Annotated in this window: 12 protein-coding genes; 2 read left to right on the top strand and 10 right to left on the bottom strand. The window is 57.8% G+C overall.

The features are described from left to right. Positions 1-159: 159 nt before the first annotated feature. Positions 160-1950 (top strand): acyl-CoA dehydrogenase C-terminal domain-containing protein, encoded by a 1791-nt coding sequence (locus QZ534_RS12420; RefSeq protein ID WP_296934782.1) that lies wholly within the window; start codon positions 160-162, stop codon positions 1948-1950. Positions 1951-2039: 89 nt separating this feature from the next. On the opposite strand, the gene QZ534_RS12415 is transcribed toward QZ534_RS12420, so the two are convergent. The 5 genes from QZ534_RS12415 to leuS form a co-directional block, all read right to left on the bottom strand. Then, a complete protein-coding gene (locus QZ534_RS12415) occupies positions 2040-2675 on the bottom strand; it encodes an endonuclease (protein WP_296934781.1) in 636 nt (211 codons plus the stop codon). A gap of 197 nt (positions 2676-2872) precedes the next feature. After that, positions 2873-3136 (bottom strand): hypothetical protein, encoded by a 264-nt coding sequence (locus tag QZ534_RS12410; protein WP_296934780.1) that lies wholly within the window; start codon positions 3134-3136, stop codon positions 2873-2875. Between the two features lie 111 nt (positions 3137-3247). After that, the gene (holA, locus tag QZ534_RS12405) at positions 3248-4255 is read right to left on the bottom strand and encodes a DNA polymerase III subunit delta (RefSeq protein WP_296934779.1); all 1008 of its coding nucleotides are present in this window, start codon (positions 4253-4255) and stop codon (positions 3248-3250) included. Then, positions 4252-4839, bottom strand: coding sequence for an LPS assembly lipoprotein LptE (lptE, locus tag QZ534_RS12400; protein WP_296934778.1), 588 nt, complete (start codon positions 4837-4839; stop codon positions 4252-4254). Before lptE ends, holA begins: the two co-directional genes overlap by 4 nt. Position 4840: 1 nt before the next feature. Further along, positions 4841-7426, bottom strand: coding sequence for a leucine--tRNA ligase (leuS, locus tag QZ534_RS12395; RefSeq protein ID WP_296934799.1), 2586 nt, complete (start codon positions 7424-7426; stop codon positions 4841-4843). Positions 7427-7910: 484 nt separating this feature from the next. Between leuS and QZ534_RS12390 the strand changes: the two genes are divergently transcribed. Further along, entirely contained in the window at positions 7911-8459 is a 549-nt protein-coding gene (locus QZ534_RS12390; RefSeq protein WP_069183048.1) for a zinc ribbon-containing protein, read from the top strand. On the opposite strand, the gene lnt is transcribed toward QZ534_RS12390, so the two are convergent. The 5 genes from lnt to miaB form a co-directional block, all read right to left on the bottom strand. Next, the gene (gene lnt / locus QZ534_RS12385; RefSeq protein ID WP_296934777.1) at positions 8428-9990 is read right to left on the bottom strand and encodes an apolipoprotein N-acyltransferase; all 1563 of its coding nucleotides are present in this window, start codon (positions 9988-9990) and stop codon (positions 8428-8430) included. The genes QZ534_RS12390 and lnt overlap by 32 nt on opposite strands. Beyond that, positions 9980-10825: a transporter associated domain-containing protein gene (locus tag QZ534_RS12380; RefSeq protein ID WP_064228670.1), complete on the bottom strand. Its 846-nt coding sequence runs from the start codon at positions 10823-10825 to the stop codon at positions 9980-9982. Before QZ534_RS12380 ends, lnt begins: the two co-directional genes overlap by 11 nt. After that, positions 10822-11295 carry an rRNA maturation RNase YbeY gene (gene ybeY, locus QZ534_RS12375; protein ID WP_296934776.1) on the bottom strand — a complete coding sequence of 158 codons (474 nt, stop codon included), beginning with the start codon at positions 11293-11295 and terminating at the stop codon, positions 10822-10824. Before ybeY ends, QZ534_RS12380 begins: the two co-directional genes overlap by 4 nt. Continuing rightward, entirely contained in the window at positions 11292-12275 is a 984-nt protein-coding gene (locus tag QZ534_RS12370; RefSeq protein ID WP_296934775.1) for a PhoH family protein, read from the bottom strand. The genes ybeY and QZ534_RS12370 overlap by 4 nt, the downstream gene beginning before the upstream one ends. Before the next feature lie 581 nt (positions 12276-12856). Next, positions 12857-14203 (bottom strand): tRNA (N6-isopentenyl adenosine(37)-C2)-methylthiotransferase MiaB, encoded by a 1347-nt coding sequence (gene miaB, locus QZ534_RS12365; protein ID WP_296934774.1) that lies wholly within the window; start codon positions 14201-14203, stop codon positions 12857-12859. Positions 14204-14409: the final 206 nt, after the last annotated feature.

Raw genomic sequence — 14409 nt, 5'->3', positions numbered from 1 at the left:
AGGCGGGCTTTTTTCATGAGTTGCGGTCCGCTTTTAGGGTAGAATAAGCGCCCATAAAAATAAGCTTCAGCGGACACATAGCCCGAGCAGGTGTGACCGGCCCCAAGAGAGGCCTTATTGCCACCTGAACAGACTGACAGAATTTTTGGAGAGTTTTAGATGGCTGATTATCAGGCACCCCTACGTGACATGCGTTTCGTTCTGAATGAGGTTTTCGATGCCCCGGCCCTTTGGGCTTCACTGCCCAAGGTTGCCGAGCATGTGGATCCGGAAACTGCGGACGCCATTCTGGAAGAAGCCGGCAAGATCAGCAGCGGTGTGCTGGCGCCCCTGAACCGCGAGGGTGACGAGCAGGGCTGCAAGTGGAACGACGGTGAGGTGACTTCTCCGGACGGCTTCAAGGAAGCCTACCAGACCATCGTTGAAGGCGGCTGGAACGGCCTCGGTGGTAACCCGGACTTTGGTGGCATGGGCATGCCCAAGACCCTGGTGGCCCAGTTCGAGGAAATGATGCAGGGTGCCAACATGGCGTTCGGCCTGGCTCCCATGCTGACAGCAGGTGCTTGTCTCGCCCTGGACGCCCACGGTAGTCAGGAACTGAAAGAAAAATACCTGCCCAACATGTATTCCGGCGTCTGGTCCGGCGCCATGGATCTGACCGAGCCCCATGCCGGCACCGATCTTGGTATTATCCGCACCAAGGCCGAACCCAATGACGACGGCTCTTTCAACGTTACAGGTACCAAGATCTTTATTACTTGGGGCGAGCACGATATGGCGGAGAACATTATCCACCTGGTTCTCGCCAAGTTGCCGGATGCGCCCAAGGGCCCGAAAGGCATATCCCTGTTCCTCGTGCCCAAATTCCTGGTGAATGACGACGGTTCCCTCGGTGAGCGCAACAGCTTCAGCTGCGGTTCCATCGAGAAGAAGATGGGTATCAAGGGCTCTGCCACCTGTGTCATGAACTTCGATGGTGCCAGGGGCTGGTTGGTTGGTGAAGAGAATAAAGGCCTGGCGGCCATGTTCACCATGATGAACTACGAGCGTCTGGGCGTGGGCATTCAGGGAATCGGTGCTGCCGAGGCCTCTCTCCAGAGTGCCCGGGAATACGCCCTGGACCGTATCCAGAGCCGCGCGCCCACCGGCGCACAGCAGCCTGAGAAGGCCGCCGATCCGATCCTCGTGCATCCGGATGTACGCCGCATGCTGCTGACCATGAAAGGCTATGTGGAAGGCGGTCGGGCTTTCTCCACGTATGTTGCCCAGTGGCTGGACATCTCCAAGTACGCCGAAGACGATGAACGCCGCAAGCACGCTGAGGGCATGGTGGCGTTGCTGACCCCGGTAGCCAAGGCATTCCTGACCGATCGCGGCCTGGACGCCTGCATCATGGGCCAACAGGTTTTCGGTGGCCATGGTTTCATCCGCGAGTGGGGCCAGGAGCAACTGGTCCGGGACTGCCGTATTACCCAGATCTATGAGGGAACCAACGGTATCCAGGCGCTGGATCTCATGGGCCGGAAAGTGGTTGGCAGCCAGGGTAAGCTGTATGAGCTGTTTGCCCAGGACGTGGCGAACTTCCTGGAAGAGAACAGCGGTGACGAGAACCTGCGCCCATTCCTGGAACCGCTGGCAGCGGCGGTTGAGCGTCTTGATGATGTGACCGAGCATGTGATCAAACAGGCCGGGGATAATCCGAATGCCATTGGCGCCGCGTCTGTCGACTACCTGGACCTCTTTGGTCTGACGGCGCTGGGTTACATGTGGGCGAAGATTGCCAAAGCCGCTGCACCCCAGGCTGAAGCGGATACCTCCGGCTTCTACAGCGGTAAACTGAAGACAGCGCGGTTCTACTATGATCGTCTGTTGCCAAAGACGGTTTCGCTGGCGGAAGGTATTCGCAGTGGCAGCGAGTCCATGATGGCGCTTACTGCCGAAGAGTTCTGATTCCCGTCCGAGAATCAGGCATAAAAAAACAGGCCCCTTGAGGGCCTGTTTTTTGTGGCTAACGGGTCACGAGACTGGCTCTCCGGTTCCTAGAGTCGCTCCATTCTCTCTGGATTGGTGACGAAGGGGTTCTCGTTACCCTGGATTTCAGCAATGCGCCGGTGCCGGGTGAGTTCGCCATCATCCGGCGGGTCCAAGCGGTTCCAGCCCTTGAAAACCGCGGATGAGCCCAGCCAGGGCAGGTCGTAGGTGTCCACCATATACGCAACGGTGCGGGCAACATCGCCTTTGACCCGGACCGGAGGCTCAAAGAACTGGGCGCTTTGGCGAATGCCACAGTCATCCTCAGTGACCGACGTACCCAAATCTTCGTAACGGGCATTTCGGCGTCCCATCTCGGTCCGGCTGCGTACCGGTATCATGTTATGCAGATCAGACGCGATCTGACGGTAGCGGTTGTCCTGTTCACATTCTCGTGAGGTGCCGCAGTCGAGTGCGCTGCGCACATCTGCCAATGGATAGACGTAGCCGTCTGTCAGCACGAAACCTTTGCTGGTGAAAGCGGTATTGCAGAAGAAGGAGTTGCCGCCATTTGCATAGAGGTTGCCCCAGAAGTGATCGGAAACGACGGTCTCCGGATCGCTGAACCGGGTATTCTGGCCAATCACAAGGGTGGTGGTAAGCAACAGACAGAGTGCTGTAGGTATCAGTAGGAAGTTTCTCATACGCCTTTTATACCTCGCAGTGTGCTCAAGCGACGCGGTAATTCGGGCCCTGTTGATCAGGAGTGGTCAGGATTTGATCAAGCGGGTCAAAACTATGACGCTTTGTTCACTGATACTGTGAAGTATGACACAGAGGCTCCAAACCACGGAGCCTCCGAGGTAGAAATTTGTGGCGTAGTGTTAACGGGTTAACAGTTTTACTTCAGTTTGTTGCGGATGTTCTGGTAACCGGTTTTCAGGTCTTCGCCCAGTTTCTGCGCGGTTTGGCGGGCTTCCTGGGAGGCATTTTCTGCATCGTGCAGAACCTGATCAAGCTTGTTTCTGAATCGATCCCAGTCTTGCTCAAGGTCATCCCATTCGTCTTTAACGTCTTCCCGGGCCAGATGCATCTGAACGCGCGCTTCATCCCGGTACTGTTTTACCTTTTCCGACAGCTTTTTGAGCTCTTCTTGAAGACTCATATCAAGCACCTCCTTGGATTGTTGGTGTGCTTACAATGCGCCCGATTGGAAAAAACTGTCAAGAGGCCGTGCGGGCCAGGCGTGAACAAGAAGGGCAGAGTTTGATTCAGGTCAGGAACGACCCGCAAGCAGGGCAGACATATCCCGCAAATAGTGCCAGGGGGTGAGGGAATCGAAGCCTTTGGCGGCACGATCAATCTGGCTGCAAAGGCTGATGGCCTCATTCAGTTGGGAGCGGTTGAGCCGGCGTGCGGCCTGTTCCAGTGCCCGGGCCCGTTGAGGCTGGAATACCCCCCGTTTTTTCAGAAAGGCGGCGGGATTTTCCGACTGGCCGGCCGGCGATTTCAGCTCAAGCAGCAGATTCAGGTCGCGACTGAGGACGGACAACAGGCCCAGCGGGTTTTCACCTTCCTGCTGCAGAACCGTGATCATCTTTCCGGCGTGGGGTGCCCGGCCACTGATCAATTCCGTTACCAGTTCAAAGCCATTGAACCGGGAGCTGTCCTGGACCGCCTGTTCAACGGTTTCCTCATCAATGGTATTGCCGTTTGCCAACAAGGACAGCCTGTCGAGCTCCTGGCTGGCGGCAAGCAGATTACCCTCAAGTCGTTCGCTCATAATGGCCAGGGCGCCCCGGGTCAGACTCAGGCCACGGTTGCTGGCCCTCTGCTGGAGCCAGCCCTGGAATTTGTCGGCATCGACCGGCCACACCGGCACATGCACGCCTTTTCCCTGAAGCTCCTTGTACCATTTCCGGCGGGTTTCAGCGGCGTCCAGGCGAGCACTGATCAGTAGCAGAATGATGTCTTCCGGAGGGTCTGCCAGCACCCGTTCCAGCACTGCGCGGCCATCACCCAGCTTGCCGGTTGGCAGATGGATCTCAATCCGCCGTTTTTCGGCGAACAGCGACATGGCACTGAACTCCTCGCCAACGGCATTCCAGTCCAGTTGGTGGTCGGCGTGAAAGGTCAGGCGGTCGTGAAAGCCGGCATCCTTTGCAGCCTTTCGAACCTGATCACAGCATTCCTGGACTAGCAGTGGTTCATCACCGGAAATCAGATAGACCGGCGAAAGGCCCTTTTTCAGAAGCTGGGATAACTGTCCCGGGTTGGTCTTCATGGCTGACCTGTGGCTGGGGCGTCGGCTTCCTGTTTACGCTGGTATTCGCTCCGGATGGCCTCGATTCTCTGCGGGGTCAGCGGTGCCAGCCGGAATATCACCTGCTGTGCCAGACGATCATCCATTTGCTGGCGCAGGGTTTCCTCTTCCCGTTGTCTTGCCAGAACGTTGGTTGCGTCGTACCGGTAGCTTTCGCTGGTGTTCAGGCGTGTTGTCGCCACCATGGGGACCCGGTCTGCGCTGATCACCTCAAGCTCAACGGAGTGCCGCAGCGTATATTCAGCAGCCGCAGCCTGCGCCGTGATGGCGCTTGCACGACGGTCACGCTCGAAGTTCTTGAGCCGCAGAATGTAGTCGGCGTCCGCAACCGGCGCGAGCCGGACATTGCCCAGACCAAGCTGTTCCCGTAGTGACCGACACAGGGTCTCGGGCACCTGTGATGAGCAATCCACCGCCAGAGGCTCCAGGGCCGAAGAAACCGGCGGAGCGCCCCGCAACTGGAACCCGCAACCCGCCAGAAGCGTAGCCACGACGGCTGCGGGTACCAGGCGGGTTGCGGATCTCAGGGCGGAGTGGCGAGACATATCAGTTGGCTACCACGTTCACCAGTTTGCCGGGAACCACGATAACCTTGCGCACCGTAGCCCCCTCTGTGAAGCGCATGACGTTTTCGTTTTCCAGCGCAAGCTTTTCCAGGTCCGCCTTGCTGATGTCGGCGGGCACGTCTTCTTTTGCCCGCACCTTGCCGTTGACCTGCAGGACCACCTGGATCTGGCTGCGAACCATGGCGGACTCGTCAGCTACGGGCCAGGCCGCATCGACGACTGGCTCTTCATGACCCAACGCCTGCCAAAGGGTGTGGCAGATGTGCGGAACGATCGGCGACAGCACGAGTACTGCAGTGTCCAGAGCCTCCTGACGGACCGACCGGGTCTGGGGTTCGTCACCCTGGAGTTTGCCAACATCGTTGAGCAGCTCCATCACGGCGGCAATGGCCGTGTTGAAGGTCAGCCGCCGGCTGATATCATCACTGACCTTGGCAATGGTCTCGTGAGTCTTGCGACGCAGGTTCTTCTGGTCATCGTTCAGTTCGGCCGCGGCCACAGCCGACGCGGGGCCGCCTGCCGCATGCTCGTTCACCAGGCGCCAGACCCGCTTGAGGAACCGGTGTGCACCTTCGACACCACTGTCTGACCATTCCAGGGACTGTTCGGGTGGCGCCGCAAACATCATGAACAGGCGTACGGTATCGGCACCGTGCTCGTCAATAATTGCCTGGGGATCGATGCCATTGTTCTTGGACTTCGACATCTTGGTGACGCCGCCGGAAACCACCGGCTCGCCATCCTCTTTGTGTACTGCCCGGACAGGCTGACCTTTTTCGTCACGCTCAACGGTGACGTCGGCAGGGGAAATCCAAACCTTGCCGCCCTTGCCATCGTCGCGATAAAAGGTCTCCGCCAGGACCATGCCCTGGCAAAGCAGCCGGTTGAACGGCTCGGAACTGGTGACCAGGCCCACGTCCCGCAGCAGCTTGTGGAAGAAGCGGGCGTACAGCAGGTGCAGGATGGCGTGTTCGATACCGCCGATATACTGGTCCACCGGCAGCCAGTAGTTGGCGGCGGACGGGTCCAGCATGCCCTGATCATAGTTGGGACTGCAGAACCGGGCGTAGTACCAGGAAGACTCCATAAACGTATCAAAGGTGTCGGTTTCCAGAGTCGCCGGCTGGCCGTTGAACTCGGTCTTGCACCACTCAGGATCGGCCTTGATGGGAGACTGGACACCGTCCATTTCCACGTCTTCGGGCAGACGCACCGGCAGCTTGTCATCGGGCACCGGCATCTCGGTGCCGTCTTCCAGTGTCATCATCGGAATCGGCGCGCCCCAGTAGCGCTGGCGGGATACACCCCAGTCGCGCAGGCGGTAGTTTACCGTGCGCTTGCCAATGCTGTGTTCTTCCAGGAATTTCGCAATCTCATCGAAGGCTTCGTCGCTGCTCAGACCGCTGTACTTGCCCGAGGAAACGAGGATGCCCTTCTCGGTGAAGGCCTGCTCCTGGACATCAATCTCCCGGCCGTCGCTGGCGGCAATCACCTGCTTGATAGGCAGCTTGTACTTGCGGGCAAACTCATGGTCCCGCTCATCGTGACCGGGCACTGCCATCAGGGCACCGGTACCGTAGTCCATCAGCACGAAGTTGGCGACCCAGACCGGAATCTCTTCCTGGGTCAGCGGATGAACCGCCTTGAAGCCGGTATCGATACCGCGCTTCTCCATGGTGGCCAGCTCGGCCTCCGCGGTCTTGCTGTTGCGGCACTCCTCGACAAACTCAGCCACGTCGCGATGACGTTCCGCCGCCTCTTTGGCCAGCGGATGCTCTGCGGCCACGGCCATGTAGCTCACGCCCATCAGGGTGTCGGGGCGCGTAGTATAAACAGTCAGGCCACTATCACGGTCTTTCAGTGGAAAAGTCAGCTCGGTACCTTCCGACTTGCCGATCCAGTTGCGCTGCATGGTCTTGACCTGCTCGGGCCAGTCTTCCAGCTCATCCAGATCGTTCAGCAGTTCCTCGGCGTAATCGGTAATGCGGATAAACCACTGGGGAATCTTCTTCTGTTCAACCAATGCCCCGGAGCGCCAGCCGCGGCCGTCTACAACCTGCTCGTTGGCCAGAACCGTCTGGTCCACCGGGTCCCAGTTAACCGTGGACATCTTCTTGTAGACCAGGCCCTTCTCATACAGGCGCGCGAAGAACCACTGTTCCCAGCGATAGTAATCCGGCTTGCAGGTAGCCAGCTCCCGATCCCAGTCGTACCCGAACCCCAGCTGCTTGAGCTGGTTTTTCATATATTCGATATTGGCGTAGGTCCACTTGGCAGGAGCGGTCTTGTTGGCAATGGCAGCATTCTCGGCGGGCAGGCCAAACGCATCCCAGCCCATGGGCTGCATAACGTTCTTACCCTGCATGCGCTGGTAGCGGGAAATCACATCGCCGATCGTGTAGTTACGGACATGCCCCATGTGCAGCTTGCCACTGGGGTAGGGGAACATGGACAGGCAGTAGTACTTGGGTTTGCCCGGCTCTTCCTTGACCATAAAGGTCTTGTTCTCTTCCCAGAAATTACGGGCATTCTGTTCTACGTCACGGGGATTGTATTGCTCGTCCATTCCTGCCATTACCGAAATTACCTTGTGTGGAAAAAATAAAAGCCTGTATCAAAATCACGTCCGGAGCGGGCCGGACATTCTAACGCACACTAGCCTTTACAGGTAGTCTGCCAATTTTCTGTTCTTGTGCCAGACTTACAGTATTGGTGGGAGACGGCGGCCGGTGCGGCTTCCTGAGACACGCCGTAAATACGTCCCTGTAGGCTTGATCGCAGCATCCATGCTGCTCACAGTCTCAGGAAGCCGCACCGGCCGCCGTCCCGAACCTTGGGAGCAATCCTCAAGAAGACGAGCACTAAATGTCCGGGAGGCAGGGTGTGTCAGGTCTTTCCGGGACTGTCTGCAGCATGGATGCTGCAGTCAAGCGTACATGGATGTATTCACAGCGTGTCCCGGAAAGACCTGACGCAGCCTGACTCCTACACCCATAGTTTGATTTAACGCCTGTTTTTTGGAACACCGAGGTCCATTTCAAGGAGCAGTTATGACACAACCAGAAAGAAGTCATCTCTCAGGAAAGGCACTGGAAGTTTACGACCGTATGCTGGAGCGGGTAAAAACGCGCCTCCATGACCTGGAAGAAACATCGCTCCAGAACCTTGAGGAAGAAGTCCAGAAGGCAGTGGAGTTCGAGTACGAGCTCGAGGAAATGACCAGGGATGAAGCGGCCCTGCTCGGCGAATACCTCCAGAGGGATCTCGAGCACCTTCTGCACTTCGTGGAGGAAACCGGCGAAGGCCTGAGTGAATGGTTGCAGCTTGATATGGCGTTACTGGAACACCAGTTGGCGGACAGTCTTTTGTCGGTGGCTGACAAAACGGTTGTGGACTTCCTGGAGCTGAAACAGAAGCTGGAAAACAAGGAAGTGGGCCAGTATATCTCAGGGGAAGTGGCTACCGCCGGCATGTTCCAGTGTCTGAACTGTGGGCACATGCGGTGTCTGACAGCCACCAGCCATCTCGAACCTTGCGAAGCCTGCGGCTCCCACTACTACGAGCGGGTTACGAGCCGCTGGCCGAAACAGGAGGAATGATCCGCTCCCGGACAAATACGATCAGGATGACCGCCAGGGTCAGGACCGGCCAGGAGCCTGTCTGCATGTAGGGGGTGTTGCCCGTGGCGGTGAACACCTCGCCGGTAAGGGTGGCGCGCTCGAATTGGGGAATGGTCTCGGTCAGCTCGCCCCGGTGATTGATGATCGCAGTAACACCATTATTCGTGCCGCGGAGCATGTACCGACCGGTCTCCAAAGCCCGCATTCTGGCGATCTGCAAGTGCTGCAGCGGGCCAATGGAGTCGCCAAACCAGCCGTCGTTGCTGATGGTGAGCAGCAGGCCCGAGCCGCGGGCGTTGAAGGCAACAAAGTCAGGGTAGGCGACCTCGTAGCAGATAAAGGGCATCACGTTGATGCCATTGGCGGTGAGAGGATCCTGCCACTCAGGCCCCCGGCTGAAATCGCTCATGGGCAGATCGAAAAAACCAATCAGGCCCCGCAACACACTTTGTAACGGCACATACTCCCCGAACGGCACCAGCTTCTGCTTATGGTACATACCTTCGCCGTTGCCGATGGCCATGATGCTGTTGTGGAAGGTGAAATCCTCAATGCGGTCACTGAATCCGTACCAGGGTATCCCGGTAATCAGGGTGCTGTTCTCCCCCAATTCAGCATTGATGTGATCAATGATCTTGCCAGCCTGATCCTGGGGGATGGGAATGGCCGTTTCCGGCCATAGAATCAGGTCTGTGTCCCAGTGATCTTCGGTCATCCCCAGATAGGTGACTATCTGATCCTTCAGGAACTCCGGGTCCCACTTGATCTGCTGGGGGATATTGCCCTGCATGGCGGCAAACGAGGTAGGCTCCTCGCTCAGATCCGTCCAGTCGAGGCGGTTCATGGCCGGAGCAACCAGCCAGGGAATCAGGGCGATAACGAGGGTAACGCCTGCAGCCACCGGTTTGAGGTGTTTAAGCAGCCACCAGCCGCCGTAAAGTGCAGCACCGGTGGCGGTAATCCAGAAAGTAATGCCATGCACGCCGGTAAGAGGTGCCAGCCCGGCGAGCGGGCCGTCTGTGTGGGCCGTGCCCAGGTACAGCCAGGGAAAGCCGGTTAGCAGCCAGCCCCGGAGCCAATCACCAAGGATCCAGATAGCGGGGAACAGGATAAGCCGCCGGGCCGGGCTGTCCTTGGCAAGTTTGCCCCAGAACCAGAAGGCCAGGCCATGGAATAGCGCCAGGCCCGCTACGAACAGAACCGTCAACAGAATGGCAATAGGGATTGCCGTGTTGCCGTGTTCGCTGATGCTGATATAGACCCAGCTTGCGCCGCTGCCGAACAGGCCCAGGCCAGTGAGCCAGCCGGCCCGGAACAGTTTTCCAGAGGCCATGGGAACCGTGACCAGGAGAATCAGCAAAACCGAGACGGGCCCCAGCCACCACAGGCTGAACGGTGAAAAGGTCAGGGTTTGCAGGGCGCCGGCGACCACAAGGGCCGCAGCGCCCAACCAGGCGTTGGAAGACAGCGGGGTTTTCAGTGCTCTGGTGTTGGAGGCATCACTGGTCACTTCGCGTTACCTGCAGCAGACGGATTACACGGTTATCGGCGTTGGCAATGGTAAAGCGCAAACCGCCGAATTCAACCGATTCGCCCCGTCTGGGCAGGTGTCCGAATTCCTTGAGAACCACGCCACCAATGGTATCGAATTCCTCTTCGTCCATTTCGGTCTCGAAGAACTCGTTGAAATCATCAATGGGCGTTACTGCTTTCACGGCGTAGCTGCCATCGCCCCGGGCCTTGATGTGGGTTTCTTCATCAAAGTCGTGCTCGTCTTCGATCTCGCCAACAATCTGTTCAAGCACGTCTTCAATGGTAATCAGCCCGGCGGTGCCGCCATATTCGTCCACCACAATGGCCATGTGATTTCGGTTTTCCTTGAACTCCTTGAGCAGCTGGTTCAGGCGCTTGCTCTCGGGAACGAAGGTGGGCGGGCGCAGGATTTCCCGAATGCGGTTCCAGTTGAGATCGTTGTTCAGGGCCAGGGGAAGCAGATCCTTGGCCAGAAGAACGCCAATCACGTCGTCCTGGCTGTCCCCGATAACCGGGAACCGGCTGTGTGCAGAATCCATGATTTCACCCAGGAATTCCTTGGGCTCCTGGGATGCCTTGACGGTGACCATCTGCGAGCGGGGGATCATGATTTCATCTACCCGCATGTCGATCACCTGCATGGCACCTTCGATGATGCTCATGGCATCGACATCGATGATGTTCTGGGACTCGGCGTCCCGCAGGATTTCCAGCACGTCCTCGACGGACTCAGGCCCGCTGGAGAAGGCCTGTGATATACGTTCCAGCCAGGACTTGCCGCCCTGACTGCGACTCGACTGATCGTCGCTCATGAGTCTTGTTCCGTTTCCTCTGCTTCGTAGGGATTGCCAAATCCAAGCTGCGCCAGCAGCCGGATTTCGAGGGCTTCCATGACCTCGGCATCATCGTCTTCAATGTGATCAAAACCCTGAAGGTGCAGCATACCGTGCACCACCATATGCGCCCAATGGGCGTCCAGGGGTTTGTCCTGCTCCCTGGCCTCTTTCTCGACAACCGGTGCACAAATCACCAAGTCTCCGGCCAATGGCACCGTTATACCGGCTGGCGCCTCAAATGGGAAGGACAACACGTTGGTCGGATAGTCCCGCCCCCGGTACTGGTGATTCAGCGCCTGGCTCTCTTCGGTCCCGACAATACGGACCGTCACCTCGGACGGATCCTCGCCCTGCCACGCCAGTTGCGCCCATTTGTGAACCTGCGCCTCCGAAGGTATTCCCGGCGCTTCAAAAACCTGCTGAAAATCCACAGTCAGCCTGCTCACTGGCCGGTCGCACTCCCATCGTCAAAGGAATCGTAGGCTTCCACGATACGCTGGACCAAAGGGTGGCGCACCACGTCTTTGGCTTCGAAACGGGTAAACCCGATGCCTGGCACCTTGCTTAGAACACCAGCCGCATGAATCAATCCGGAATTCTGGCCGCGGGGCAGGTCCACCTGGGTGGTGTCGCCGGTAATGACAGCCGTGGAGCCAAAGCCGATCCGGGTCAGGAACATCTTCATCTGTTCCCGGGTGGTGTTCTGGCTTTCGTCCAGAATGATGAACGAATTGTTCAGTGTACGGCCGCGCATGAACGCCAGCGGCGCAATCTCGATCACGCTTTTCTCGATCAGACGGGTAACCTGGTCAAATCCGAGCATTTCATACAGCGCGTCGTAAAGAGGGCGCAGATACGGATCCACCTTCTGAGCCAGGTCGCCGGGCAGAAAACCAAGCTTCTCACCAGCCTCCACCGCCGGCCGCACCAGCAGAATCCGCTTCACCTGCTCGTCTTTTAGGGCCTCAACGGCACAGGCCACCGCCAACCAGGTCTTGCCGGTACCCGCCGGCCCGATCCCGAAGTTGATGTCGTGGGTGCGGATGTTATGAACGTACTTCTGCTGGTTCGCGCCCCGGGGCTTGGCCTGCAGCTTCGGCGTCTTGATCACCGTCACGGCGCCATCGTAGGGCACGTCCTCCGGCAGACGCTCAAAGCCGGTTTCCCGGATAAACAGATGCACGGTATCCGGCGGAATGTCATCCGTGGCCTCGGTTTCCCGATACAGATGCCGGATAACCTCAACGGCCGCCGCCACATGCTCGGTTTCCCCTTCCACCCGGAAGTGATGCCCCCGCCTGCCGACTTTCACATGCAGGCGCTTTTCAATCATCTTCAGGTTTTCATCAAACTGGCCACAAAGCGTCGCCAGCCGACGCTGGTCCACCGGGTGCAGGTCAAATTGTCTGTGATCGTTGGCGTTCAAAAGTGCTCCGTTTTCGTTTACTCCCTTGGGTTTCTCCTTCGGGAGTAAGTGTTTCTGATGTTCGGTTAACGGGCAAGGGCCGGAGGGACTTTCCAAAAAACGCCCGTAAATACATCCATGTAGGGCTCGGTCGCGCCATCCCTGGCGCTCCACGTTTTTGGAAAGTCCGCCCGGCCCTTGCCCTCTACGTTCTATGTGCAGGCCCGAAAGTTAAAAAACAAGTAGGTCGGATTAGCCGGAGGCGTAATCCGACAGGTTTAGTTGTGACAGGCACAATGTTGGATTACGACTTCGTCTAATCCAACCTACAGCCCAGTGCATTGCCATCTGATTTGGGCATGCAAGGGAGTAATCCGCGGGGAGTGGTGGGGCTTTCTTCCCAAAAATGTCGGCGGCCAAGGATGGCCGACGCCAAGCGCACATGGGCGGAGCAAACGCTTTAGAAGCGAAGCTTCACGTGCCGCGGAGCGACAGCAATCTATGATTGCTGGCTGGACCCGCTTGCGGGTGCTCGTAGCGGTTTTTGGAAGAAGGCCCCACCACTCGCCAAACTCCCAAGCCGGACGAATCCCGAATAAGGCCTAAAACATCTCCGAGTTCACAGGCACCCCACGAAGTGAGTTGGGATAAGCCTCCACAATATCGACATCAATAAAGTGCCCGACAACCTCCGGATTCTCATGCCGGAAATTCACAATCCGGTTGTTCTCGGTACGCCCCGCGTATTCGCCAGGGTCCTTCTTGGACAAACCGGTCACCAGAATCCGCTGGGTGGAACCCACCATCTTGCGGCTGATATCCATCACATTCTGGTTCAGCCGATCCTGCAGGATGCTCAGGCGCTGCTTCTTGACGTCCATCGGCGTATCGTCCGGCAGGTCAGAGGCCGGTGTGCCGGGACGGGCGCTATAGACAAAGCTGAAGGACATATCGAAGCCGATGTCGTTGATCAGCTTCATGGTGTCTTCAAAGTCTTTCTCGGTTTCGCCCGGGAAGCCAATGATGAAGTCCGATGAGAAACTGATATCCGGGCGGATCTTGCGCAGGCGGCGGAGTTTGGATTTGTACTCCAGGGCCGTGTGGCCACGCTTCATGGCGGCCAGGATACGATCGGAGCCGCTCTGAACCGGAAGGTGCAGGTGGCTGACCAGTTCTGGAACGCGCTCATACACGTCAATCAGTGCGTCCGAGAATTCCACCGGGTGAGACGTGGTGTACCGAATGCGGTCGATGCCGTCGATGGTGGCGATCAGCTCGATCAGCTCCGCCAGGTCCATGGTGTCGCCATCGTGGGTTTCGCCCCGGTAGGCATTCACGTTCTGGCCCAGCAAGTTAACCTCGCGAACACCTTGGCTGGCCAGATGTGCAACCTCGGCAATGACGTCATCTGCCGGGCGACTGACTTCTTCCCCTCGGGTGTAGGGCACCACGCAGAAAGTGCAGTACTTGCTGCAGCCTTCCATGATCGAAACAAACGCGGAAGGGCCATCGGCGCCGGGCTCGGGCAGGTTGTCGAATTTCTCGATTTCCGGGAAGCTGACGTCCACCACGCCAACACCGTTACCCTTGGCGCGCACTTCGGTAATCATGTCCGGCAGGCGATGCAGGGTCTGGGGGCCAAAGACCATATCCACGTAGGGCGCGCGGTCAATGATGGCCTGGCCTTCCTGGGAAGCCACGCAGCCGCCCACACCGATGATCATGTCCGGCTTTTTACTCTTCAGTTTTTTCCAGCGGCCAAGCTGGTGGAACACCTTCTCCTGGGCTTTTTCCCGAATGGAGCAGGTGTTCAGCAGCAGGATGTCGGCGTCGTCGGGTGAATCGGTCATTTCGACGGTTTCACCGGTTTTGAGTAGGTCTGCCATGCGGGCAGAATCGTACTCGTTCATCTGACAGCCGTGGGTTTTGATGTACAGCTTCTTGGCCATGGGTCTCACGTAATCTGGTGGATGTTGCGCCGGGAACTGGATGATTTAAACGGGGCGCCAGCAAAAAGGAACTGCGTATTATAACGGGGTGCTCATTCTTCAACCACCTCTGTCTCGGATTGTTGCTAGTACGGTTGTGGTATTATTTCGTGCTTTCCTGCTTGGGTGCAGGAAGCGCTTGGGGGATGGCTTTCCAAAACACGCTA

It is taken from the genome of uncultured Marinobacter sp. (assembly GCF_913055835.1).
Taxonomy (GTDB): Bacteria; Pseudomonadota; Gammaproteobacteria; order Pseudomonadales; family Oleiphilaceae; genus Marinobacter.
This window is presented reverse-complemented; position numbering and strand designations above follow the sequence as displayed.